At 51.8% G+C, this 24,471-nt stretch carries 22 protein-coding genes and 1 riboswitch; of the genes, 11 read left to right on the top strand and 11 right to left on the bottom strand.

Translation table 11 applies throughout. The features are described from left to right. Positions 1 to 15 precede the first annotated feature (15 nt). Genes dxs through xseB form a run of 3 tightly spaced genes read right to left on the bottom strand, consistent with a single transcriptional unit; the run spans position 16 to position 3,042 of the window. On the bottom strand, positions 16 to 1,884 hold the full coding sequence (dxs, locus tag AAY72_RS00495) for a 1-deoxy-D-xylulose-5-phosphate synthase (protein WP_057785148.1): 1,869 nt from the start codon (positions 1,882 to 1,884) through the stop codon (positions 16 to 18). Between the two features lie 23 nt (positions 1,885 to 1,907). Next, on the bottom strand, positions 1,908 to 2,795 hold the full coding sequence (ispA, locus tag AAY72_RS00490) for a (2E,6E)-farnesyl diphosphate synthase (RefSeq protein ID WP_082628909.1): 888 nt from the start codon (positions 2,793 to 2,795) through the stop codon (positions 1,908 to 1,910). Between the two features lies 1 nt (position 2,796). Further along, the gene (gene xseB / locus AAY72_RS00485) at positions 2,797 to 3,042 is read right to left on the bottom strand and encodes an exodeoxyribonuclease VII small subunit (protein WP_008984154.1); all 246 of its coding nucleotides are present in this window, start codon (positions 3,040 to 3,042) and stop codon (positions 2,797 to 2,799) included. A 210-nt stretch (positions 3,043 to 3,252) separates the two neighbouring features. Here xseB and pomA point away from each other — a divergent pair, with 210 nt between their 5' ends. From pomA to thiI, 3 genes are all read left to right on the top strand, one after another. Further along, positions 3,253 to 4,023: a flagellar motor protein PomA gene (gene pomA / locus AAY72_RS00480; RefSeq protein ID WP_057785147.1), complete on the top strand. Its 771-nt coding sequence runs from the start codon at positions 3,253 to 3,255 to the stop codon at positions 4,021 to 4,023. Then, the gene (locus tag AAY72_RS00475; RefSeq protein ID WP_057785146.1) at positions 4,020 to 4,964 is read left to right on the top strand and encodes a flagellar motor protein MotB; all 945 of its coding nucleotides are present in this window, start codon (positions 4,020 to 4,022) and stop codon (positions 4,962 to 4,964) included. Before pomA ends, AAY72_RS00475 begins: the two co-directional genes overlap by 4 nt. An 87-nt stretch (positions 4,965 to 5,051) precedes the next feature. Continuing rightward, positions 5,052 to 6,509, top strand: coding sequence for a tRNA uracil 4-sulfurtransferase ThiI (gene thiI, locus AAY72_RS00470; RefSeq protein ID WP_057785145.1), 1,458 nt, complete (start codon positions 5,052 to 5,054; stop codon positions 6,507 to 6,509). On the opposite strand, the gene AAY72_RS00465 is transcribed toward thiI, so the two are convergent. Further along, on the bottom strand, positions 6,506 to 7,393 hold the full coding sequence (locus AAY72_RS00465) for a ketopantoate reductase family protein (protein WP_057785144.1): 888 nt from the start codon (positions 7,391 to 7,393) through the stop codon (positions 6,506 to 6,508). The genes thiI and AAY72_RS00465 overlap by 4 nt on opposite strands. Beyond that, a complete protein-coding gene (locus AAY72_RS00460; RefSeq protein ID WP_057785143.1) occupies positions 7,363 to 7,725 on the bottom strand; it encodes a VanZ family protein in 363 nt (120 codons plus the stop codon). Before AAY72_RS00460 ends, AAY72_RS00465 begins: the two co-directional genes overlap by 31 nt. Positions 7,726 to 7,806: 81 nt before the next feature. Between AAY72_RS00460 and AAY72_RS00455 the strand changes: the two genes are divergently transcribed. Then, a complete protein-coding gene (locus AAY72_RS00455; RefSeq protein ID WP_057785142.1) occupies positions 7,807 to 8,289 on the top strand; it encodes a YajQ family cyclic di-GMP-binding protein in 483 nt (160 codons plus the stop codon). A 70-nt stretch (positions 8,290 to 8,359) separates the two neighbouring features. Continuing rightward, positions 8,360 to 8,581, top strand: a riboswitch (cobalamin riboswitch). A gap of 35 nt (positions 8,582 to 8,616) precedes the next feature. Next, entirely contained in the window at positions 8,617 to 10,389 is a 1,773-nt protein-coding gene (locus AAY72_RS00450; RefSeq protein ID WP_008984147.1) for a TonB-dependent receptor domain-containing protein, read from the top strand. Between the two features lie 61 nt (positions 10,390 to 10,450). On the opposite strand, the gene msrA is transcribed toward AAY72_RS00450, so the two are convergent. Then, positions 10,451 to 10,984 (bottom strand): peptide-methionine (S)-S-oxide reductase MsrA, encoded by a 534-nt coding sequence (gene msrA, locus AAY72_RS00445; RefSeq protein ID WP_008984146.1) that lies wholly within the window; start codon positions 10,982 to 10,984, stop codon positions 10,451 to 10,453. A 73-nt stretch (positions 10,985 to 11,057) separates the two neighbouring features. Here msrA and AAY72_RS00440 point away from each other — a divergent pair, with 73 nt between their 5' ends. Both AAY72_RS00440 and AAY72_RS00435 read left to right on the top strand, forming a co-directional pair. Continuing rightward, a complete protein-coding gene (locus tag AAY72_RS00440; protein ID WP_057785141.1) occupies positions 11,058 to 12,026 on the top strand; it encodes an NAD(P)/FAD-dependent oxidoreductase in 969 nt (322 codons plus the stop codon). Continuing rightward, a complete protein-coding gene (locus AAY72_RS00435) occupies positions 12,019 to 12,747 on the top strand; it encodes an SDR family NAD(P)-dependent oxidoreductase (protein ID WP_057785140.1) in 729 nt (242 codons plus the stop codon). Before AAY72_RS00440 ends, AAY72_RS00435 begins: the two co-directional genes overlap by 8 nt. A gap of 118 nt (positions 12,748 to 12,865) precedes the next feature. Here the strand turns inward: AAY72_RS00435 and AAY72_RS00430 are convergent, their stop codons facing one another. Together AAY72_RS00430 and AAY72_RS00425 are read right to left on the bottom strand one after the other, a co-directional pair. After that, positions 12,866 to 16,006, bottom strand: a complete 3,141-nt coding sequence (locus AAY72_RS00430) for an efflux RND transporter permease subunit (protein ID WP_008984143.1) — start codon at positions 16,004 to 16,006, stop codon at positions 12,866 to 12,868. Positions 16,007 to 16,008: 2 nt separating this feature from the next. After that, on the bottom strand, positions 16,009 to 17,064 hold the full coding sequence (locus AAY72_RS00425; protein WP_231728864.1) for an efflux RND transporter periplasmic adaptor subunit: 1,056 nt from the start codon (positions 17,062 to 17,064) through the stop codon (positions 16,009 to 16,011). A gap of 201 nt (positions 17,065 to 17,265) precedes the next feature. Here AAY72_RS00425 and AAY72_RS00420 point away from each other — a divergent pair, with 201 nt between their 5' ends. The 4 genes from AAY72_RS00420 (at position 17,266) to AAY72_RS00405 (ending at position 21,054) form a co-directional block, all read left to right on the top strand. Beyond that, positions 17,266 to 17,928, top strand: coding sequence for a DUF2982 domain-containing protein (locus AAY72_RS00420; RefSeq protein WP_057785138.1), 663 nt, complete (start codon positions 17,266 to 17,268; stop codon positions 17,926 to 17,928). A gap of 57 nt (positions 17,929 to 17,985) precedes the next feature. Continuing rightward, the gene (locus AAY72_RS00415) at positions 17,986 to 18,321 is read left to right on the top strand and encodes a hypothetical protein (protein ID WP_008984140.1); all 336 of its coding nucleotides are present in this window, start codon (positions 17,986 to 17,988) and stop codon (positions 18,319 to 18,321) included. Between the two features lie 212 nt (positions 18,322 to 18,533). After that, positions 18,534 to 20,192 carry a FapA family protein gene (locus AAY72_RS00410; RefSeq protein WP_057785137.1) on the top strand — a complete coding sequence of 553 codons (1,659 nt, stop codon included), beginning with the start codon at positions 18,534 to 18,536 and terminating at the stop codon, positions 20,190 to 20,192. 160 nt (positions 20,193 to 20,352) lie between these two features. Continuing rightward, positions 20,353 to 21,054, top strand: coding sequence for a DUF2884 family protein (locus AAY72_RS00405; RefSeq protein ID WP_057785136.1), 702 nt, complete (start codon positions 20,353 to 20,355; stop codon positions 21,052 to 21,054). An 18-nt stretch (positions 21,055 to 21,072) separates the two neighbouring features. Here the strand turns inward: AAY72_RS00405 and AAY72_RS00400 are convergent, their stop codons facing one another. The 3 genes from AAY72_RS00400 to mgtE form a co-directional block, all read right to left on the bottom strand. Continuing rightward, positions 21,073 to 22,125 (bottom strand): succinylglutamate desuccinylase/aspartoacylase family protein, encoded by a 1,053-nt coding sequence (locus AAY72_RS00400; RefSeq protein ID WP_008984137.1) that lies wholly within the window; start codon positions 22,123 to 22,125, stop codon positions 21,073 to 21,075. Further along, positions 22,125 to 23,042 (bottom strand): 30S ribosomal protein S6--L-glutamate ligase, encoded by a 918-nt coding sequence (rimK, locus tag AAY72_RS00395; RefSeq protein ID WP_008984136.1) that lies wholly within the window; start codon positions 23,040 to 23,042, stop codon positions 22,125 to 22,127. Before rimK ends, AAY72_RS00400 begins: the two co-directional genes overlap by 1 nt. A gap of 68 nt (positions 23,043 to 23,110) precedes the next feature. After that, on the bottom strand, positions 23,111 to 24,460 hold the full coding sequence (mgtE, locus tag AAY72_RS00390; protein ID WP_057785135.1) for a magnesium transporter: 1,350 nt from the start codon (positions 24,458 to 24,460) through the stop codon (positions 23,111 to 23,113). Positions 24,461 to 24,471: the final 11 nt, after the last annotated feature.

The following is a 24,471-nucleotide window of genomic DNA, read 5'->3' as shown; positions in this document are numbered from 1 at the left end:
ATTGATGTGTACTGGTTAGATTTTGCTCAGTAAAGCCGAGGCCTGTTGCAAAATACCAGCGCTATCGAGCCCCAGTTCACTATAGATTTCCTGTTGGGTGCCCTGTTTTATAAATTCATCCGGTAAGCCAAGGTTAACCACCTTGCCAGCATACTGCTGTGCCAGCAGAAATTCATTAACCGCAGAGCCGGCACCGCCCATAATGGCATTGTCTTCCACCGTCAGGATGGCCTGATGCTCAGCCATCAGCTGGTGTAACAGCGCAGCATCCAGAGGTTTGACAAAACGCATATCCACCAGGGTAGCATCCAGCGCTTCCGCTACACTCTGACAGGCCGCCAGCAGCGGGCCAAAAGCCAGGATTGCCAGTTGCTTACCCTGACGCACTAACCGGGCTTTGCCGATAGCTAATAGCTCCATTTGCTCGCTAGCTGTGACGCCAGTACCACTGCCGCGCGGGTAGCGCACAGCAGCAGGCCCCGGATACTGATAGCCGGTATATAGCATCTGGCGGCATTCGTTTTCGTCGGATGGCACCATCACCACCAGATTCGGAATACAGCGCATAAAACTGATATCAAAGGCACCCTGGTGGGTTGGACCGTCGGCACCCACGATACCGGCACGGTCAATCGCAAACAGCACATCTAAGTTTTGCAGGGCCACATCATGGATGAGTTGGTCATAGCCGCGTTGTAAAAAACTGGAGTAAATCGCCACCACCGGCTTTAAGCCTTCAATCGCCAGACCAGCAGCCAGAGTGACGGCATGTTGTTCGGCTATCGCGACATCAAAGTAGCGCTTTGGAAAACGTTTGGAGAAGGCCACCAGATCCGAGCCTTCGCGCATCGCCGGCGTAATACCTTGCAGCCGCTCATCCTGCTCTGCCATATCGCAAATCCATTGCCCGAATATATTCGAAAAGCTGGGTTTGCCGGCTTTTTTCTCCGGCTGCTTGTGTTGCGCCGGGTCAAATTTCGAGACCGCATGATAACCAATGGGATCGGCTTCAGCCGGGGCATAACCTTTACCTTTTTTGGTAACGATATGCAGCAGTTGCGGCCCTTTTAATGACCGCATATTACGGATAGTATCCACCAGCCCCAGCACATCATGGCCATCAATAGGGCCGATATAGTTAAATCCCAGCTCTTCAAAGAAGGTGCCTGGCGTGACCATGCCCTTAAAGTGCTCTTCGGCGCGACTAGCCAGCTCGTGTAATGGCGGCACACCACGCAGGATTTTCTTACCGCCTTCGCGCAGGCTGGTGTAAAAACTGCCGGATAAAATCCGGGCGAAATACTGATTCAGGGCGCCAACATTCTCAGAAATAGACATCTCGTTGTCGTTGAGAATTACCAGCATGTCCGGTTTAACTTCACCGGCATGATTCAGCGCTTCAAATGCCATGCCGGCAGTGATGGCACCATCACCAATGACTGCGACTACTTTACGCTGACTTTTCGCTTGCCGGGCAGCAATTGCCATGCCGAGGGCAGCGCTAATGGAAGTACTGGAGTGGCCGACTGACAGCACATCGTACTCACTTTCTTCGCGGTACGGAAACGGATGCAAGCCATCTTTCTGGCGGATGGTATGCATGCGATCGCGGCGGCCAGTCAATATTTTGTGTGGGTAGGCCTGATGGCCTACATCCCAAATCAGCCGGTCGAAGGGCGTATTATAGACATAATGTAAAGCCACGGTGAGTTCGACTGTACCCAGGCCGGAGGCAAAATGGCCACTGCTCTGACTGACCGTTTTTAATAAAAACTGCCGCAGTTCCTGACTTAGCTGTGGTAATTGCTCCTGCGGCAACTGTCTGAGTTGCTCCGGCAGGTTTGCTTTGTCCAACAGCGGATAATCCGTCATATCAATATGCATAGCTTGTCTACCACATGCCTTGGTTAAAACGTTCTGGCGATTATATAGTGGGCAAAGGCCCGTAATTCACTGGTGTCACCCGGCACGGTATCCAGTGCTGCCAGGGCGTCCTGGTACAGTTGCCCGGCTTTTTGCCTGGCACCTTCCAGACCTAACAAGGCCGGATAGGTTGATTTATTCGCTTTTAAATCTGAGCCCTGCGGCTTACCCAGGGTTGCGGTATCGCTCTCAATATCCAGAATATCATCCTGCACCTGAAAGGCCAGACCCAGCGCACTGGCATAGGTTAATAATGCTGCTAACACCTGCGGATCCTGACACGGACTGCAGTAATAGGCCATTTTAACGCTACATTCAATCAGGGCACCGGTTTTCAGGCGATGCATCTGCTCTAACCGGTGTAAATCGATTTGCTGATTGGTCTGAGCCAGATCAATCGCCTGGCCGGCACACATGCCGGCAGCACCGGCTGCTCGGGCTAAGGCGTGCACCATTTTGATCTGGCATGCACTGCTGACCTGCTGATAGGGATGCTGGCTCAGTATCTCGAATGCCAGAGCCTGTAAAGCATCACCGGCCAGAATGGCTGTGGCTTCGTTAAAGGCTTTGTGGCAGGTCGCTTTACCGCGGCGTAAATCGTCATCATCCATCGCCGGTAAATCATCATGAATCAACGAATAGGTATGCAAGGCTTCAATGGCCATCGCCGGGGCATCTAAATCTTCCAGGCGGGCACCCAACAGTTGCCCGGTAACATAGACCAGATAAGGGCGAATGCGTTTGCCACCCAGTAATAAACTGTACGACATCGCTGGTTCCAACACCGCAGTGTCCGGCAGGCCCTGTTGCATTAATTGCTGAAGTTGCTGTTCCAGACGTTGCTGAAACCTTGGTAAACTGGCAGGGATCAAGTTAGTCTCCCGCCTGCGGGGTAAATGCAGTCAGTTGTTCTTGTTGCTGTTGTTGCAACAGGATTTGCACTTTTTGTTCGGCACTTTGTAATTGCAGTTGGCTGTGTTTAACCAGCGCAATACCACGCTCGAATTGGCTCAGCGCTTGCTCCAGTGTCAGCTCACCTTGCTCCAGCTGTTGCACAATTTGCTCCAGCTCCTGCATGGACTGCTCGAACTGTAACGAATCTGCGTTTTTTTTACTCATGCCACTCCCCAAAAACTGTGCGCAACCTTATCGTAGCAGGCTATTATGGTCAATGCTGCGATACTTGGAAACGACTAAATTGGTATTTTCTGACGATTTATTGCTTAATGTTCGTTAACATAGGTCGATAACTGTACGTTGCCTAAGATAATATAAGCAAATAGCAACCTGTTGCAGCCCACAAGGTGTCTGACGATTAAGGAGTGAGAAGTGGATTTAGCGACGCTAATCGGAATGGTAGGAGCCATCGGTTTTATCGTGATGGCGATGATTATCGGCAGTGCCGGCGATCCCGGAATGTTTGGCGACCTGGTTTCAGTACTGATTGTGCTTGGTGGTTCGGTTTTTGTGGTGCTGTCGAAGTTTACATTAGCTGGATTCCTGGGTGCAGGTAAGGCGGCAGCTAAAGCCTTTATGTTTAAAATTGAGGCGCCGGAAGAACTGATTGAAAAAGCGGTGCAGCTGGGCGACTCGGCCCGCAAAGGCGGTTTTTTGGCTTTGGAAGAGGCGGATATTCCTAATGCCTTTATGCAAAAAGGCATCAATATGCTGGTCGATGGCCATGATGCCGATGTGGTACGCGCCACTTTGCAAAAAGATATATCCTTAACCGAAAAACGTCACGAAAGTGCTATCGCGATATTTAAAAGTTTAGGTGATGTGGCGCCGGCAATGGGGATGATCGGCACCCTGATCGGTCTGGTTGCGATGTTATCCAATATGGACGACCCCAAAGCAATAGGCCCGGCGATGGCGGTAGCCCTGTTAACCACCCTGTATGGTGCCTTTATTGCTAACGTCATTGCGATTCCGATTGCGGACAAATTAGCCATCCGTAACCAGCAGGAAAAACTGAATAATATGTTGATTCTGGATGCAGTATTAGGCATTCAGGATGGCCAGAACCCGAAAGTGATCGAGGGTATTTTGCGTAATTATCTGGCGCAGGGTAAACGCGAAGTTGCCGGAGAAGCCGCATGAGTGACATGCCAGAAGAATGCAAATGTCCACCACCGGGGGCACCTGCCTATCTGGCAACTTTTGCCGATCTGATGTCGCTGTTGATGTGCTTTTTTGTGTTGTTGCTGGCGTTTTCTGAGATGGACGTACTGAAATTTAAGCAGATTGCCGGCTCGATGAAGTTTGCCTTTGGCGTACAGAATAAAATTGAAGTGGACGATATTCCAAAAGGCACCAGTGTGATTGCCATGGAATTCCGGCCGGGGCGACCCGATCCGACGCCAATTGAAACCATCCAGCAACAAACCATGGAAATGACACAACAGGTGATCGAGTTTCAGGCCGGTGAGGAAGACTCCGCCGGTGGTCGGCAAGAACAACGCGAAGATCAAACCGGTGGTCAGTCAGCGTTAAATGCCGAGGAGCAGGAAGTCGCCGAAGCGCTGGCAGAGGCGGCGCAGGAAAGAGTCAATGAGACGGTTAAAAAGCTGGCGGAAGAGTTAGAGCAACAAATTGTTGATGGTGCTATCGAGTTAGAATCGCTGGGACAACAGATTATTATCCGTATTCGCGAGAACGGCGCTTTCCCGTCAGGCTCGTCGTTCTTACAGCCGCGGTTTCGGCCGATTGTGCAACAGATTGGCCGGATGTTGGTCGATATTCCGGGGGAGATTACTGTCAGCGGTCATACCGATGATTTTCAGGTGGCTGATGAGCTGCATTTAAATAACTGGGATCTGTCGGCGAAGCGGGCAGTATCGGTTGCATCTGAACTGGTTAGGGCACCTGGTTTTGATCGTAATCGTTTGATGGTAGTGGGGCATGCTGATACCCGGCCACTGGTCCCCAATGACAGCGAATTGAACCGGCGGCGTAATCGCCGTGTAGAAATTGCGATTATGCAAGGCAAACCCAAAGAGTCGGAACCCGTCAGTTTGGAGCCAATCAGTAATCCCGGCTAAACATGTTCTGTTACGGCAGACCGCGAGTTAGCGGTTTGCCGGCTTTTCCGCTATAATGCGCGCCTTTTTTGCTACTGACTGTCAATCATGCTTGAATTTATCATCAAACTGCATCCGGAAATCTCGATCAAAAGTAAGTCTGTCCGCAAACGCCAAACCTTACTGCTGGAACGGAATCTGAAAACGATCCTCAAACAGTTGGATGAGCAGGTTGAGGTATTAAATAACTTTGATCACCTGACAGTGCGTAGCAGCAGGGTTGAACCTGAACTGCGCAGCCAAATGATAGAGCGTTTAAGCTGTATTCCCGGCATTGTCAGTTTCTCACAAATGCAAACCCGCAGTTTTTCCGATCTGCATGACATGTTTGAGCAGGTTACCGCTGTCTATGAGCCGCAACTGGCCGGCAAAAGTTTTTGTATCCGGGTGCGGCGGCAGGGCAGTCACAGTTTTAGCTCGCTGGAGGCGGAGCGTTATATTGGTGGCGGGCTGAATCAGCGCGTGGCCAGTGCCCGCGTGCAGTTAAAAAAGCCGGATCTGACCATCAAGCTCGAAATTAAGCAGGATAAATTTCTGCTGGTCACCGAGAGCTTTGCTGGTATGGGCGGCTTTCCGCTGCCATCACAGTCTGACGTGCTATCACTGATCTCCGGTGGTTATGATTCGGCGGTTGCCAGCTATCTGATGATCCGCAAGGGGTTACGTACCCACTACCTGTTTTTTAACCTGGGTGGTGCGGCGCATGAAGCCGGGGTGCGGGAAATGGCCTTCTATCTGTGGCAAAAATACAGCCTGTCGCACCGGGTAAAATTTGTCAGTGTTGATTTCGCGCCTGTGGTGACGGAGATTCTGGAGAAAGTCGAATCTGGTCTGATGGGCGTAGTGTTAAAACGGATGATGATGCGGGCGGCCAGTCAGGTAGCAGCAGATTTAGGTATCAAAGCACTGGTGACGGGTGAGAGTATTGGCCAGGTTGCCAGTCAGACCATTGCTAATCTGGCGGTAATTGATCGGGTAACCGATACCTTGATCCTGCGGCCACTGATTTATCAGGATAAGCAGGAGATTATCGACCTGGCGAAGCACATTGGCGTGGAAGAGCTGGCCCGCACTATGCCGGAATACTGTGGCGTGATTTCCAAAAGCCCGACGGTGAATGCGGTACTGGCAGAAGTTGAAGCCACCGAAGCCGCCTTTGACAGTACTATTCTGCAGCGTGTCGTTCAGGAGGCTAAGGTGCTGGATATCCGCACCGTAGAATATCAGGCCGAGCAACAGGCCCGTACGGTAGCGGTTGAAGAGGTGCTGCCGGTGGATGCGGTCGTGCTGGATATTCGCGCCCCGGATGAAACCGAGAGCCGACCTTTACAGCTGCACAGTCATCAGGTTTTGGAAATCCCGTTCTTCCGACTGGCAACGCAGTTCCCACAATTGGATCAGAGCAAGCAGTATTACTGCTATTGCGATCGCGGCGTGATGAGCCGTTTGCAAGCGCTACTGCTCCAGGAGCAGGGCTATCAGAATGTGGCAGTTTATCGCCCCTAAGCGGTGCTTGCCAGCGCTTGCCACAACGCCTGATTTGCCGGCACGGCTAAACCATGCCGTGCTGCCGTGTTGACTATGTAGCCAGTGATCGCTGCCAGCTCAGTGCGCCGGCCTACTCTGACGTCCTGTAACATGGATGAGTAATTCGCGGCGGTGGCTGCTATCACTTGCTGCACCTGCTGCAGCGTCTCTGCAAGTGGCAGGTGCATGCCCTCGGCTGCGGCCACCAAACAGACTTCGCTGACTATCGCTTCGAGCTGAGCCTGGAATTCCGCCGCCGCCAAAGCGCCATTGTTAATGCCATGAATAGCGGTAAGGGGATTAATAGCGGCATTGATAGCCAGTTTGCGCCAGAGTGCCGGTTGAATATCTGCGGTGATGGTCAGTGGCCCAAGCGCCGTATTCAGCCAGGGTTCGACCTTGGGCTGGCTGCTCAGGGCAGTGTCATTTAGCGCTGCCAGCACACTGCTACCGGCACCGGTATGCCTGACACCTGTGGCGGTGCGCATTGCTGCCTGACTGGTGCTGAGAAACCATAAACCCTGATTGACAGTAACATGACGTTGTAAAGTTGCCAGATCCGGCATGCCATTATGGCTAATCACGATTTGAGTGCCGGGCTGCAGAAGTGGCTGCAGCTGTTGTAAACACGGTAAAGCGGCATAGGCTTTAACCGGAATAAACAACAGCTCTGCCGGTCGCTGGCAGGCAGCAAAGTTTAAGCTTTGGCCAGGACCTTGTAATGGCTGAAAATCGATCCGAAGCGGGTTTGGCTGACGCAACCACAGATCAACCGCCCAACCAGCCAGTTGGAGTCGGCTAGCTGCCAGTAAGCCGATGGCGCCCTGGCCAACTATGCTGCACTGCGGTTGCGCGGACGCCATAAATGCCAGAGTTTACGGCCAAGATAGAAGGTCAGGACGCCGGCCATATCGGCTACCCAGTCCCAGACGTCACCGTGGCGGCGGGTAAAGTATTCCTGCACCACCTCAATCAGGGCGCCATAAATGCCTAAAAACAGCAGTAACTTCCAGAAAACCGGCCGGAAACCTTTAAAAAACAACCAGCTGAGTACAAGGAAGATCAGAAAATGCGCCAGCTTGTCGAGGTTAGCAACACCGACGCCAATGCGATGACCACTAAGTTCTGCCAGAAAACCGAAGGTCGATAACAGTAAGACAAACCAGCACAGTACACGATAAAAAGCTTGGGGCACGATACAACCTCCGCGAAAGTCGCTCGGATTGTAGCAGTTTTCTGGGTATAATCACCAGCAAACAGCTTATAGGAGAACAAGATGCCGTCCTTTGATATTGTCTCAGAAGTGGATCAGCAAGAAGTGCTGAATGCCGTTGATAACGCCAACCGGGAACTGCAAACCCGCTTTGATTTTCGTGGTATTACCGCCGAGTTTGCGTTGAAGGATAAAATCGTCACGCTAACGGCTGAAGCAGAATTCCAGTTACAACAAATGGTCGAGATTTTCCTGACCAAGGCGGTAAAGCGCGGCATTGATATCCGCTCCTTTAAAGAGGGCAGTGTCAGTTTCTCCGGCAAGACCTGTAGTAAGGCGTTAAATCTGCTGCAAGGTATTGAAACTGAAATGGCGAAAAAGTTGGTAAAGCTGATTAAAGACAGCAAAGCCAAGGTGCAGGCGTCTATTCAGGGCGAGCAAGTCCGGGTGACCGGTAAAAAACGCGATGATTTGCAAGAAGTGATTGCGCTGGTACGCGGCGCCGAGCTGGAACAGGCGTTTCAATTTACTAATTTTCGCGATTAACTAGACTTCCAGATGTCTGTTGACAATCTGGCGCAGAAGCGTAAACTGCCACGGCTTTTATCTTAGGGTAAAAGCCGTTTTGTTTTCAGGTGCTTTGCCAGCCAGGCAAGGTTAAACGGGAATCTGGTGTAACACCAGAGCTGCCCCCGCAACGGTAACTTACTGTGTTTATTTCAGATGCCACTGTCATAAGTCGCTTACTACAGGCGCTCAGATGGGAAGGCGAAATAGACGGTAGCCCTGTGCTACCAGGTAACAAGCCCGGAGACCGGCCTGAAAATTCCCCTAACCTGATTCACAGTGCGGTGGGCACTGTGTGGAGTGACTATGTTTAAATTCAGTTGGGCAAGCTTAATGCTTGCATCGTCTGCTATGGCGGTAGCGACAGAGCCGGTAGAACGGATCAGTGTCTATGCCAGCCATACGCCTATGTCGGAAAGTGAAGTCCTAGCCAGTGTTACGGTGCTGGAGCTAGCAGATATTCAAGCACGGCAGGCCCGCGATCTCCCCGCTTTGTTAGCGCAACTACCGGGCGTTCAACTTTCCCGGGACGGTGGTCGTGGCCAGAATAGTGGCCTTTATTTACGTGGCGGTAACACCGGTCATACGCTGGTGTTGATCGATGGTATTCGCGCCGGGGCGGCTACCAATGGCTATAAAGCGCTGGCACTGGTGCCGCTTGAACTGGTCGAGCGGATTGAGGTAATCCGCGGACCACGCGCCGCCTGGTATGGTGCGGATGCGTTAGCCGGCGTTATCGCTATTACTACCCGGCAAAGTGCCGGTGCTGAGCTTAATGCTAATCTTGGTAGTTATGGCCAGGCGGGGGCTGATTTGAGTACCGGTTGGCAGCAAGACCGGCTGCAACTTAATGCATCTCTGGGCTATAGCCGCGCTGATGGTTTTAACGTACGAGAAGATTTAGATCCGGATCGCGATGGCTATCAGCAGCGTTTTGCTAAGTTTGCGGCCACTTATCAAACATCCTTTGGCACCCTACAGGCGCAAGCCGATATCAATAGTGGTAACACCGAATTTGATACCGGTTGGGGCACTGAAGATCAGAGTGCCGTACTGCAGCGCAGTTACCGTCTGGGGTGGCAGCATGATGGCGCGCGCTGGCAACAGCAGGCGCAGCTGAGCCGTATTTACGATCAGGATACCAGCTATGGCCCGGCTTCGCGCAGCCCTTTTATTACTGAACGGGATGAGTTTAGTTATCAGAGCTCGCTGAGTCTGACTGAGCAGCTACAGTGGCACGGCGGCGTCAATTGGTATGCTGAACAGGTCGACCGTTCTGCTGTGCCGTATCTGGAGCAGAGCCGCATCAACCGGGCATTATTTAGCGGTTTGAACTGGCAACAGGCTGGCTGGCTGCTGGAAGGCTCGGCCAGACGCGATCTAAACCAGCGTTATGGCGGTAATAATACCTGGCAAGTGGCGGCAGGCTATCAGTTTGCTGATGGCTGGCTAGTTCGCGCCAGCCGCGGGGCAGCTTTTAAAGCGCCAACCTTTAATGATCTGTATTATCCGGGTAGTGCCAACCCGGAGTTGGCACCGGAACGGGCCATCGCCGATGAGCTGGCGTTAAGTTACTACACTGATAATGGCAGTGTGCAACTGGCCTGGTTTGCCCGCGATGTCAGCGATCTGATCCAGTTTAACCTGGCGACCTATTTGCCGGAGAATATTAGTCAGGCGCGGATCACCGGTGCCGAGCTGCAGGTGGATGTGACCTTAGCCCAGTTACGGCAACAGTTTGCCTATACCTTTTTGGACACGGAGAATCAGCTCACCAGCGAGCCACTACCGAGACGGCCAAAGCATAACCTCAATTGGCGTTTGGAATACCAATGGCGGCAGCTTAGCACTTACCTAAGTGCCAGTTACCAGAGTGAGAGTTTTCAGGGGCCCTACGCCAGTCGTAGTTATCTTGGTGGTTATACGCTGTGGGGGCTGGGCGCAGCTTATCCGCTGAGTTCAAAACTCACGGTGCGGGCGAATATCGATAACCTGCTGGATAAAAATTATCAAAGCAGCGATGGTTACAACACCGCCGGCCTGACCTTTGGTTTAAACCTGAATTACCGCGCTTTTTAAAGCGGCAAGGCAGGATGTTGGCTAATTTGATAAACGGCGGGCGGCGCAGGCGGCTCGCCGTTTATTTTAACCGCGCTTTAAATTGCTGCCGGAATTGCTGCATCTTAGGCGTAATGATCCAATGGCAATAGCCCTGAGTCGGGTGCTGCCGGTAATAGCCCTGATGATAGGCTTCGGCCGGATAAAACTGACTGGCAGGGCTTAATTCAGTGACGATGCTATCACTAAAAACCTGTGCCCGGCTTAATTCCGCGATAAAGCTTTGCGCTTGCTGCCGCTGTTGCTGATCATGATAAAAAATAACCGAGCGGTACTGGCTGCCAATATCATTACCCTGACGGTTAAGTTGCGTCGGATCATGTAAGGCAAAGAAGATCTGACAAAGCTCTGCAAAACTAATCAGAGCGGGATCAAACCGAACCTGCACCACTTCAGCATGCCCCGTTTGGCCGCTACAGACACTCTGATAATCGGGGTTAGCGGTATGACCGCCCATATAGCCGCTTAATGCTTCGGTTACGCCAGCCGTTTCATTTAACGCGGCTTCCAGGCACCAAAAGCAGCCGGCGCCGAAGGTGGCAAGTTGTTCGGTCATGATGTTCTCCTGATCGTCTGTTGCAGGTTAAACGTAAGCTGCAGCAAGCCAGATTAACATAAGTGAGTAAAGAATGAAGGTTGCAGTAGTAGGGGCAGGGATAGCGGGCTTGGCCTGTGCCAAGCGGCTGACAGAGCTTGGCATGGTGGTGGAGGTGTTTGATAAGGCGCGCGGCCCGGGAGGGCGCATGACCAGTAAGCGCACGACGCATGGGTATCTGGATTTGGGCGCGCAATATTTTACTGCCCGGGAGCCACGTTTTATCAAACAGGTGCAACACTGGCAGCAGCAAGGCGTGGTTGCCCCCTGGTTAGCACCCGTCTGGCAATATCAGCAGGGTAAGTTACAGCCATCTCCAGACTCGCAATACCGGTTTATTGGCGTGCCGGCGATGCACAGCCCAGTAAAACAGCTGGCAATGGGGCTTAACGTACAGTACCAGTGGCAATTGACCAAGCTACAATACGACGCAGCGGGCTGGTGGCTTACTGATAGCCAGGCGCGGCAACTTGGCCCGTTTTCAGCGGTGGTGTTAAGTATTCCTCCGGCCCAGGCGGCGGCTATGCTGCCAGCAGAGCTGGCGGCATCCTTGCCGACTGCCAGCCTGATCCCCTGCTGGGCGGTGAATATTGAACTGGTGGCACCAAGTGGCGTGCCGGCCGGCGGCATCTTTGTTAAAGATCCAGCCTTGCCGGTGAGTTGGCTGAGCCGGCAAAACAGCAAGCCAGGGCGCATGCACAGTGAAAGCTGGTTAGTGCATTTTACGCCGGCATTTAGTCAGCAGCATCTGGAGCAAGACGATAGCTTCTGGCAGCAAAGCGCTGTGACCTGTCTAGCCCAGATTTTATCAGCTGATATCAGCAGCAAATCGATACTTTGCCATCGCTGGCGCTACGCACAAATTAATCCCGCCAGTCAGGCCACAGCAACACAGGCATTAAGCCAGGGCTTATGGCTGGCTGGTGACTGGACTAAAGGTGGCCGGGTAGAGAATGCCTGGTTAAGTGGTATCGACATTGCGGAGCAACTTACCTATGGCTGAACATTGGTTAATCATTGGTGCCGCCGGCGGCATCGCGCAGGGCTTAATTCAACAATTACTGGCTGAGGGACACCGGGTCTCAGCAATCAGTCGGCAGGCCGCGCCTGCGCCACAGCCGCAACTTAGCTGGTATCAGTCAGCCACACCTGCCGATAATGGCGCTGAGGTGTCACCGGAACTAACCGCGGTGTTGCAGCAGGTGTTTAGTCAGGGCGTGACGGCCGTAGTGCTCTGTCAGGGCTGGTTGCATGGTGCCGGTATGCTGCCGGAAAAAAGCCTGAAGCAGCTAACCCGGCAAAGCTTGCAGCAAAGCCTGGAAGTGAACTTATTTAGCGTGGCATTTTATCTGCAAGCGCTACTGCCTTGGCTGCAGAAACAGCCTGGTATTAAAGTGGCGGTGCTGAGTGCTAAAGTGGGCAGTATCAGTGATAACCGCCTCGGTGGCTGGTACAGTTACCGGATGGCAAAAGCGGCACTGAATATGCTGGTAAAATGCAGCAGTATTGAATTAGGCCGCTTTAACAAAAGCGCGGTGTTATTTAGTTTGCACCCCGGTACGACGGATAGCCCGCTGTCGGCACCTTTTCAGCAAAATTTGCCGGCAGGGCAACTAAAAACGCCCGCCGATACAGCCGGCTATTTACTGGCGACGATTCGCGCTGTTAGTGAGGCAGAGACTGGCTTATTAGTTAACTGGGATGGCAAGGTATTAGCTTTTTAGATGCTGGCTGATGACAACGCAATAGCATCGTTACGTTTAGCTGTTTTGGCAGGAGATAATGAAAACGGAGGCTGCGGCCTCCGTTTTTCATTAGGGTGTTAACACGAACGGGTGTCGCTTATGGCTTGTTTGGCTCCACAGGCACCACCTCATCGTGTGCGTGTTCGTTCGGGTTTTCCTGCTCAAGGCGTGCTAACTCTCGGCTAAGCGCCTGTGGCGAACCGGTGTTACGGGCCAGTGCGATATACATTACCGGCACCACATAAATAGTGAGTAAGGTTGCAAAGGCCACACCTGACAGGATCACCATACCGATCACCATCCGGCTCTCGGAACCAGGTCCGGTTGCCAGTACTAATGGCAGGCTACTCATGACAGTGGTAAAAGCGGTCATCACAATAGGGCGTAAGCGTTGTGCCGCCGCGCGTTTTACCGCCTCTTCAAAGGCAATACCGGCATCCCGTAGCTGGTTAGCGAACTCGACAATCAAGATACCGTTTTTCGCGACCAGGCCAATCAACATCACCATGCCAATCTGACTGTAAATGTTCAACGTCATGCCAGAGAAATAGAGTCCGGACAGGGCGCCAATCAGCCCCAATGGCACGGTAATCATAATGACCAGCGGGTGGATAAAGCTCTCAAACTGCGCGGCCAGTACCAGATAGGTAATGACCAGTGCCAGAATAAACACCAGCGCTGTCGATTTACCACTTTCCTGGAATAGCAGTGATTCCCCTTTATAATCGATACCAACCGGTGCATCAATTTCGGTACGCACGATATTGTTCAGATATTCCAGGGCTTCACCCAGGCTGTAACCCGGCGCCAAACCACCGGTAATGGTAATGGCTCGCATCCGGTTATAGCGGTTTAAACTGGACGCTGTTGCTTCCTCGCGTAAGGTCACCAGGTTATCCAGTGGAATCAGCTCACCGCTGTTATCAGAACGAATATAAACATTACTGATTTTACTGGGTGCCCGGAAATCGTCGTCCAGACCTTCAATAATCACATCATATTCACGGCCGCGGTCAAGGAAAGTCGTAACCCGCCGGCCACCGAGCATGGCTTCCAGCGCGCGGCCGATGGCGCCGACAGAGATACCGAGATCACCGGCCCGGTCGATATTGATATCGATCAGTACCTGTGGCACGGTTTCTTTATAGTCATGGTCCAGCATCAGTAAGTTTGGATTTTCTGCTGCCTTGGTCAGGATAATATCCCGCCATTGCGCTAACTCAGCATAGGTATTGCCTTGAATAACGAACTGGATCGGTCTGTTACCACCGCCGCCACCACCCAGGCCGCCACGCATAAAGGTAAAAGCACGGACGTCTGGTAATTCATTAATCTTACCGCCGATTTCTGTCACCAGATCCTGAGTACGGCGTTTACCGTTATACCAGTTTTCGGTACCTACGATAGCAATACCGCCGCTATTACCCCAGCCCGGCACCCGGATTAACATGCGGGTCAGCTGGCCATCCTGATAGTAAGGGGTGAGAATATCTTCAATCAGCCGCATGTTTCTGCTGTTACTGGCATAACTGGCGCCTTCGGCCGGGCTCATCATCACAAAGAAGGTGCCGCGATCTTCCTGTGGTGCCAGTTCGCTGGGCAGTAAACGGAAAACCTGATAACTGCCGAGAAAACACAGTACAACAACGATCACAACCGGCCAGCGGGTGTTACAGACAACCGCCAACTGTCTTTTGTAAGCCTCTTCCAGTTTGGCAAAGGCCTGATGTAACCAGGTGCCTAACTTACTCTCCCGTTTGCGGTGGGTGAGTAGTTTCGAACAGAGCATCGGCGATAGCGTTAGGGCAACCACGCTGGAGAACGCAACAGCAGCTGCTACCGCCAGGGCAAACTCGGTGAACAGTTTACCAAGCTGGCCTTGCATAAAAACCAGCGGGACAAAGACGGAGATTAATACCAGCGTGGTCGCGACAACCGCAAAACCCACTTCGCGGGCACCGCGATAAGCAGCCAGCAGCGGAGCTTCACCTTGCTCAATCCGCCGGTAAATATTTTCCAGTACCACTATGGAGTCATCGACCACCAGGCCGATAGCCAGTACCATGGCCAATAAGGTAAGCAGGTTAATCGAAAAATCGAGCGCAAACAGCACAGTAACTGCTGCCACTAAAGCCACGGGTACGGTAATTGCTGGAATAAAAGTTGCCCGAATATTCCCTAAAAACAGGAAGATCACCAGGATCACCATGCACATAGCAATCCCCAGGGTGTTATAAACCTCTTTAATCGATTCGGCGATAAAGACCGAAGAGTCATAGCCAGGTTCAATAGTCAGGCCTGGTGGCAGATTGGCTTTAATCCGCTCCATTTCAGCGCGGGCGTTACGCACTACCTCCAGCGTATTGGCCTTAGATTGCTTGATAATACCGATACCGAGAATGTTTTTCCCGTCGCTACGGAATTCGCCTTCTTCATCCTCTGCCGCCAGCATCACATCGGCAATTTCAGATAAGCGCACTAAGTAGTTGTTGGCACCGCGTTTAACCACCAAGCGCTCAAAATCCTGTTGGCTGCGGAACGAACGTTCCACCCGCACCGTAAAGTCCCGCTCAAAAGATTTAATATTACCCGCTGGTAACTCCACGTTTTCTGCGCGTAATACGGCTTCTACGTCCTGCACGGTAACACCGCGAGCCGCCATGGCATCACGGTCCAGCCAGATCCGCATCGCATAATCCCGGGCGCCGCCGAATTGTAAACGGGCTACACCATCGACCACTGAAAAACGCTCAGCGATATAACGGTTGGCGTAGTCGGTAAGTTCCAGCGTAGTCATATTGTCGCTGTTAAGCAGGAACCAGGCGATAGTATCTTCATCGGCATTCGCCTTGAATACTTCCGGCGGATCGGCCTGATCCGGCAGGTTATTTAAGGCGCGGGACACCCGCTCACGCACATCATTCGCTGCTGCATCGATATCGCGCTCGACATTAAACTCGATGGTGATGCTGGAGCGGCCGTTGCGGCTGCTGGAGTTGATACTTTTAATGCCTTCTACCCCGCTGATGCGGTCTTCCAGCATTTGGGTAATTTTGGTTTCGACAATCTCGGCCGAAGCCCCAGGATAGTTGGTATTAATACTGACGATTGGCGAGTCGATATCCGGGTATTCGCGCAGCGGCAACATGCTGAAGCAAACAATACCAAAGATCACCAGCAGCAGGTTGACAACGGTCGCAAAGACCGGGCGTTTTACTGAGGTATCAGATAACCACATACTCAGCTCCCAACTTTACTGATGGTCACGCCGGTACGCACTTTTTGCACACCCTCAACAATAATTTCGTCGCCGACATCCAGACCGGTAACCACTTCCACCCAGCCCGGAATACGTTGACCAATTTCGACTTCTTTTTGCGTTACCCTATTATCGGCGTCAACCACAAATACATATTGGCGGTTTTGCTGCGGCACCAGGGCTTTTTCTGATACCTGCACTACCTCACGGTTTTCCAATTGCAAGCGGACATTTAGCAGCATACCGGGCCGCAGTTTTAAACTTTCGTTTTCGATGATGCCGTGTACTGTCACCGAGCGGGTTACCGGATCAAGGCGGGTATCAATCGCCGAAACCGTTCCTTTAAACGGAATATTGCCATAAGCGATGTTAGTTACCGTAACGGGCATACCCACTGCTACCTCAGCCAGATAACGCTCGGCAATACTAAACTGAACCCGCAGCTGCTGCATATCATCCAGTGTGGTAATCACGGTGCCAGCATTAATATAGGCGCCCCGGCTAACCTGACGTAAACCGAGGTGGCCGGTAAAGGGGGCGCGGATGGTCATATCCTGTAACTGCTTACGGGCGGTATCAAGCTGGGCCAGGGTGCTGTTCACCCGGGTTTGTTGCTCGTCAAGAAGAGATTGTGCCGTAGCCTGGGTTGTTGCCAGATTCTTTAAGCGGTCCAGTTGACGTTTTTGCTCACTCAGTACCGCTTCTAACTCTGCTACCCGGGCTTTTTGCTGCACATCATTTAAACGGGCTATCACCTCGCCCTGGGCGACCTTTTTACCTTCGTTCACATTCAATTCGACTAAAAATTCACTGCTGGGTGCGATTAACTGAATAGAATTATTGGCAATACCCGTACCGATAGCGCTGACTTCGCGGCTCATCGCCCGGCTTTGCACTGTGGCCGTTTTTACGGCGATTGCGCCGCCCGGGCCGCGACCATTTTCGGTACTTTGTTGTGATTGCCAGTACAGAAAGCCAACAAAACAGAGTAGTGCCAGCAAAATGAACCAAATCAAACGAGAATGTAAAGGCGCCAAGGGAACTCCAAAATTAACCAAAAAATCAACTCCTGCTATTGTATGGAAATAAAGCCAATTCAGATTTCCTGTTATCGCAGTCATCAGGGTATTGGTCGTATCAGGCGCTAAGCCGGGAGCTGAAGCCGCGCTGACTTTGTGCTAATCTGCCATTAATAGATGACCGTATGGTGTTTCCGGTCTTTTTGCAGAGGAATTTAGATGTCAGCTTTGGCCTTCTCCGGCTCTGCCAGCAGTGGCGGTGCACGTTTGCTAATCGCCTCAGCGGTATTACTGCTTGGCTTGTTGCTTTACACCGCCTTTTTGGCGCAGCAATTTACCGCCATCCTCGCGATTGCGTATATTGCCGCCTTGCTGGGGCTGTTTCTGGGCTGGGCTAAACTCGCTGAGCCGAAATACAGTCTGGTGTGTGATGCTGAAGGTGTACGTTATCAGCATCGTAGCGGCAGTTGGTGTTTACCCTGGTCGGCGTTTAGTTACTGTGCGGTACCGAGTATGGAGGGTAAATCGCTTGCCTATATTGGTTTTAAAGTAACCAATATTGACGCCCTGCTCACCGGCTTGCCGGTGCGGTTGGCAGTGAAAATTATGACAGAGCAACGGCCGCTTTATCTGGAAGCCGTGCGTCAAAGTTGCGGCAGCGGCCAATGCGCAACGGAGTTATTGCGCGAAAAAGACCAGTATAAAACGTCCGTCGCGGTCTATGAGGGTGTTAAGGCGGTGTTCGCGCAGCGGATGCTGCGGTTAGCTGCCGCGACCGGACTGGAGTTGATGGTACCGGTTAATGTCGCGCCGGAGCAGGCGGAAAGCTGGTGTCGGGCGATTAATAAACAGCGTCTGACGCAGCTGCAAGATCCAAACTAGACAGTCAGGAAGGCCTGTATCATAATACGCTTAAATTAGTCACGTGGCAGAGCAGTAATGAATAATTATGAAAAAGCTTTTCTGGTAAGCGGCCGGAACACCATCATTCATAAGAATAAAAAGTTGGATCTGATTATCATCAATGATGATATTGATCCACCTTTAATCGTTACACGGCATGGTGTAAAAGAGTTCACTGACGAGGTGCCGGCCAGTAAGCTGGAAGCAAAAGAGCGTTATCTGGAGCTGGTTGATGTCTCGAGCGTTGACGTCTTCGGCGAGACCAAAACCCTGCTGTTTATTCAGGCGCTGAATAATAAAGAGTACAAGGTAGACTTCACTAAAAGAGGTACTGATATGTTTATCCGGGTACATCAGGATAACTATATCTGAATTCTTTTGGGGTATTCCGCTGTTATCGCCGCCCGAAGCAGAAACAGCGCTTGCCTTTCCAATGAATTTTTGGTTCATTAGCAGTTAAATTACACAGAATGTTGGTTGATGCTGCGATGAACCTGGTTATGCCTCCAGCTTCTTGCAAATTACCGGGTACAGGTCCCGGTGCGTCATGTTCTGTGATTCCCCTGAAGTAATGGGACTGCACCATGGAATTCGCTGAGCACAATAACAATATTATAATCAAAGTGCCGGTTACTGCCGAACCACTTAATGCGGCGACGATCAAGCAAGGGTTACAAGATGCTGGTTTTGGTCGCTGCTTTTTACTGCAAAATCAATTAGAAAATTTGCTGGTGGAATACCAGCAGTTACAGCAAAAAGTCAAAGCCTTAACCCTGGCCGAGCGTGCTAAGGTATTGAGCTATCCACTGGCCGAAAAACGGGCCGCTCAACTTAGCTTTGAACTCTCCGATGATAAAATGACCGCCTGGGCGATTATTACCGCAGCCTGGGGTGGTAATCCAATCTCTGCCAATGAGTTAGTGAAGGCCGCACAGCAGTTCGGGATTATTTTTGGTTTTAATAAAGAACAAATAATTCAACTGGTGCAGCAAGCCAGCCGGGCTGAGCCTGGCAGCCGCTTAAAAATTGATATCGCGCAGGGCCGACAGGTAAAAGATGGTAAGAACTCCTGGTTTGAACCCTTGATTCCTGACATGGTGCGGCGACGCAACCAACCACTGGTGGAATCGGAGGCTAAAGCCGACTTGCGTGATTTTGGTGCTATTCCATCGGTTGCCAAAGGCCAGCCGTTGATGCGCCGGCATCCGCCAACTGCCGGCGAGGCCGGTGTGGATGTGACAGGCGTGATCACGGCACCCACACCCGGTGTGGCCATTGAGTGGCAACTTGCGGCAGGTGTTGAGTTGAGTCCGGCCGACGCAGATTTACTTTTGGCGGCGCAAGATGGCTTGCCTCGGGCCATCGATAATGGGGCGACTGTGGACGATGTGTTTACCGTCAAAAATGTCGATTTAGCGTCCGGACATATTATTTTTAAAGGCTCAGTCGTAATTAACGGTAACGTGATCTCCGGCATGAAAGTGGTGGCAGGCGGCAATGTTTTTGTAAAAGGGGTAATGGAAGGCGCCTTGATTGAAGCCGGTGGCGATATCACTGTAATGGGTTCGATTATTGGCCATCAGTTAAATAATCCGGGTACCGCTGAAGCCGAGTACAGCACAGTGCTGAAAGCCGCCGGCGATATTCATTGCAATATTGCTCAGTACTCAGCCTTTAATTGTCAGGGGGAGTTACAGGCCAATAAGTACTTAATGCATTGTCAGGTAGAAGCCGAGCGTGTCACCGCGGGCACTCCGGACAAATTAACCGGCAAGATCGTTGGTGGTCATTACTTGTTAGGTCAGACACTACATTGTGGTCAACTTGGATCTCCTTCCAGCGGCGTGGTGTTTGTTAAATTAAACCGGCGTTTAAATCCATTATTCGAGCAACAAGAGACGATTCGCGCTCAGTTAGCGCCGATCAGAGTGTTAATGGATGAAATCAAACAGAGAATCGACAAGCAGAAAAAACTGCTCGCCGGGCAGGTCGACGAAACGTTAAAACGTTTAGAGCAGGAGTTTGAGGACCAAAAACAATTGGCGAAAACCCTGATTAATGAGGTGCGGGAGCTGGAAGAACAACGGCTGCAGATAGTGCCGCAGTTACACGTGAAAGTAAGCCAACAGCTATTTTCTGCGGTGGAGTTTCAATTTGGCAAAGAGATTATTCGCAGTCGCCGGGAATATGGGCCGTCAATGGTTGCGGTCCAGGATGGTCACCCTGCGATCAATCCATTGTAATAATGCGACCAAGCGGTACCCCGCTGCGATAGCGGGGGCTGTGCCGGAGACACTTTTTTTCTAAGCTGTCATAGACCCTGTTTATCGAGATACTGTTGTGCGATTTCTGCTAGTGTGCTGCTTTTTTCTGTTTAGTTTGCCGTTGCAAGCTAACTGTAATATGGCATTCCGATACGGGGTGCTGATTTCGCCTGAGCATATCAGGGTAATGCAAAATAATCGCACCTTTGTCCAAATCAATCACGATCAACAGCTATTTATTAAAGGAGAATGGCAGCAGTTGGATGCCGAAGCGCAGCAACTGTTGCAACTGTATGCGCATGGCTTGCGCAAGTTTGTACCGGAAATTGTTAGCCTGGCAGTGGATGGCGTAGAGGTTGGCTTATCCAGTATCGAAGCGATGCTTGCCGGAGTGGGCAACAAGTCGCAACAAGCTGAATGGCGGGCGCTGATCCGCGAGACGACGTTTCAGTTTTTATCCCGTTTTGTCCGCACTGGCGACCATTTTTATCTGGCACCACAGAGCCTGAATGAGCTGGATAATTTCCTGAATGGCGAGCTTAAGCCACAATTAACCATGCTAGCCCGCCATACTGTTGGCGCGGTCTGGGGCGCGTTACGTGATGCGCTGCGCCAGTCAGACAGTAATTTTGAAAAAGCCGATAGTCAGGATTGGCAATCAGTAAATCAGCTGATGGATAAAATTACGCTGGGGATGGATCAAAAAATGGTCGAGCTGGAGGCAAAATCGGCGCTGTTTTGCCAGCGGATGCAAGAGCTGGATGAAATAGAGAGCAAACTGCAACAACGTTTACCTGCATTAGTCGAATACGACGTCGTAGTAGAAAAAGCGGCGCCTTAACAGCGTCAACAGTTACGCTCAGACGACGCCGTACTCATCTGTTAACGACAGTGGCATCGCATTATCGACTTCGTCACTGATGGCATCCAGGGTTTTTTCTGCTTCCGCCAGCGAGCTGACTTCGGCAATATGAAATAAGGCCTCCCCCTCATTCACCAGCGGCAGGTTGGTGCGGCCGATAATGACCCCGGACAGCGTTGCGGTAACGGCCACTTCAAAATCGGAGTAGGGCGAGTAAATATGCGCCAGCAAATCGCCTTGCTGTACCGTTTGCCCCAGACTAACGTAATAGCGGGCAATGCCGTCATGCTCAGCGCGCACCCAGCTACTTTTCTTGGAAAATAACGAACGCGTTTTACCCAGCCGTTTGCCGCGGCTCAGCATGCCCAATTGTTGCATCACATTAACGATACCCCTAACGCCGATTTTGATCGATTGTTCGTCAAAGCGCAGCGCTTCGCCTGCTTCATACAGCAAAATCGGAATGCCCAGGTTGTTTGCCGTACCACGCATAGTGCCGTCACGACTGGCTGCTTTAATAATAATAGGGGCGTTAAAGCTCTCTGCCATACTCAGCGCCACTTTGTCTTTGGCACTGGCGCGCACCTGAGGCAGGTTACTCCGGTGAATGGCACCGGTATGCAGATCGATGGCGTGTGTACATTTGCGCAAAATTTGTTCGGTAAACTGAAAGGCCATCCGGCTACCCAGCGAGCCTTTTTCGCTACCGGGGAAACTGCGGTTTAAATCCCGGCGATCCGGCAGGTAACGCGACTGTTGTACAAAACCATAGGTATTAACAATGGGTACCACTACTAATGTACCCCGTAGCCGATTTAAACGCGGTACTTTCAGTAAGCGGCGGCAGATTTCAACGCCGTTAATTTCATCACCGTGCAGGGCTGCGGTCACCAGTAAGATTGGCCCATCCTGACGGCCATGCACCACATGAGCGCCGATATTCAGTTCAGTGTGGGTGTAAAGTTTGCCAAACGGGATATCCACAACTGCCCGGCTGCCGGGGGGGATCTGGCTGTCGCCGAGGAAAAAAGACGCGCGTTGCTCAGTCATTAGCCGGTTCCTTTGGTTTTGGCCGGCTTGCGGCCTTTAAAACTGCTGACCCGTTTTTCCAGATGCTGAATAATGGCGCCGGCGACATCTTTGCCAGTAGCGCTCTCTATACCCTCCAGACCCGGAGAGCTGTTGACTTCCATTACCACCGGGCCATGATTTGAACGCAACAAGTCTACACCAGCCACATCCAGCCCCATGGTTTTGGCCGCTGCCAGTGCAGTACGGCGTTCCTCCGGCGTCAGGCTGACTTTGGTCGCGGTCCCACCACGGTGCAGATTGGAGCGAAACTCGCCGGCTTTAGCCTGGCGCTTCATGGCCGCGACGACCTTATCGCCGACCACAAAACAGCGAATATCGGCGCCATTGGCTTCTTTAATATATTCCTGTACCAAAATATGTGCGTTAAGCCCCATAAAGGCGTCAATCACACTCTCGGCGGCAGTGCGGGTTTCAGCCAGCACCACACCGATACCCTGAGTCCCTTCGAGTAATTTAATCACCAGCGGCGCACCACCCACCATATCAATCAAGTCAGGGATATCGCCAGGCTTATCGGCAAAGCCGGTAACAGGTAAGCCAATACCCTGACGGGCTAATAATTGTAGTGAGCGTAACTTATCGCGGGCACGGCCAATTGCCACGGACTCATTCAGCGCATACACCCCCATCATTTCAAATTGGCGCAATACCGCGGTACCATAAAAGGTGATTGAGGCGCCAATGCGTGGGATCACCGCATCAAAGCCCTCCAGTACCTCGCCTTTATAATGAATAGACGAGTTGATACGGTTGATATTCATATAACACATTAAGGGATCAATGACCCTTACTTCATGTCCGGCCAGAGTGGCGGCTTCCACTAAACGCTTGGTTGAGTAAAGCTCTGCGTTGCGCGATAAAATCGCTATTTTCATATCGGCTCCTGTTCCGCGAAGCGTGGAACAACAGTTAGCACTGCCTGCGGTGGCAGCTAGAGACCCTATTATGCCAGTAAAAACAATGAACCTAAGCCCAGGAACGCAAAAAAACCAACCACATCAGTGACCGTAGTGAGGATCACTGAACCAGACAGGGCGGGGTCGATATTCAGTTTGTCTAACCAGCGTGGTATGTAAACGCCGGATACCGCTGCAATCACAATATTAATCACGATAGCGGCGCCGATAATACCGCCAATCAGCCAATCACCAAACCAGAAGTAGGTAATGATGGCAATGACCACTGACCAGAGCACACCGTTTAACGCTGCTACGCCCATTTCTTTACGCAGCAGCGCCATATAGGTTTGTTCGGTAATCTGCTCCAGTGCCAGGCCCCGAATCATCAGCGTTAGCGTTTGGCTACCGGCAATCCCGCCCATACTGGCGACAATCGGCATCAGTACAGCTAAGGCAACCACTTGCTGTAAGGTGGCTTCAAACAGGCCGATGGTCCAGGCTGCCAGAAATGCTGTCAGCAGATTAATACCAAGCCAGAGTGCGCGGCGTTTAGCACTGATCATAATAGGGGCAAATAAGTCTTCTTCTTCGTCCAGACCGGCGGTATGCATAAACTGGCTTTCCAGGCTGCGACGGACATTTTCTAGCGCTTCACCAATCGAGAGTCTGCCCAATAACTTGCCGTCGCTGTCGACCACCGCCAGTGCGGTATAACCCGAGCGCGAGACAATATCTGAACCCTGATCCAGGTCCAGTTCACCCTCTACCACAGGTGCGTCATGATCGATCAGCGGATCGACCGGTAAATGCGTCGCTTGTCCCAGCAAACGGCTGGCCTGGATCTGGCCGGCATAGCGACCGGTGCGGTCAATCACAAACAGCGTATCCTGATATTCCGTATCATCCGGCAGGTTCTGAAATAATCGGATCGCATCCCGAACCCGGGCGTTTTTGTTAATTATCAGCAGGTCATGATCGGCATAGCGACCACATTGGTCTTCGTCATAGGTTAACGCAGTTTCTAACCAGCGCCTTTGACTGGCATCCAGCCGCGAGCAGGCATAATCATAAAGTCGGGTCGGTAGTTCATCCAGAAGTTCCAGTAGGGCATCAACGTCCATTTCCTCAACCAGGGTACGCAGTTGCTGGTCGTCCAATTGACGGAAAATATTTTCCCGGGCGTCGACCCGCATAGACATCAGCGCATCAATCTGATCGCTGACGGCCAGGCCAAGGTAGCAATTCAGGCGTTGTTCCAGCGGCATCGATTCCAATGCCAGTGCCAGCTCGGCCGGCTCCAGCTCGGTTAAGCGGGCCAGCAGTTGTTGCAGCTCATCTTCGTCAAAGCTGTCGCGGACAATCTCTTCCAGATCTAAATGCGGGTGGTCAACCATAAAGACTCCTG

The sequence above is a fragment of the Alishewanella sp. WH16-1 genome (genome assembly GCF_001441695.1).
In the GTDB taxonomy this organism is placed as follows: domain Bacteria; phylum Pseudomonadota; class Gammaproteobacteria; order Enterobacterales; family Alteromonadaceae; genus Alishewanella; species Alishewanella agri.
The sequence above is the reverse complement of the archived record's forward strand: the minus strand, read 5'-3'. Positions and strand labels throughout refer to the sequence as shown.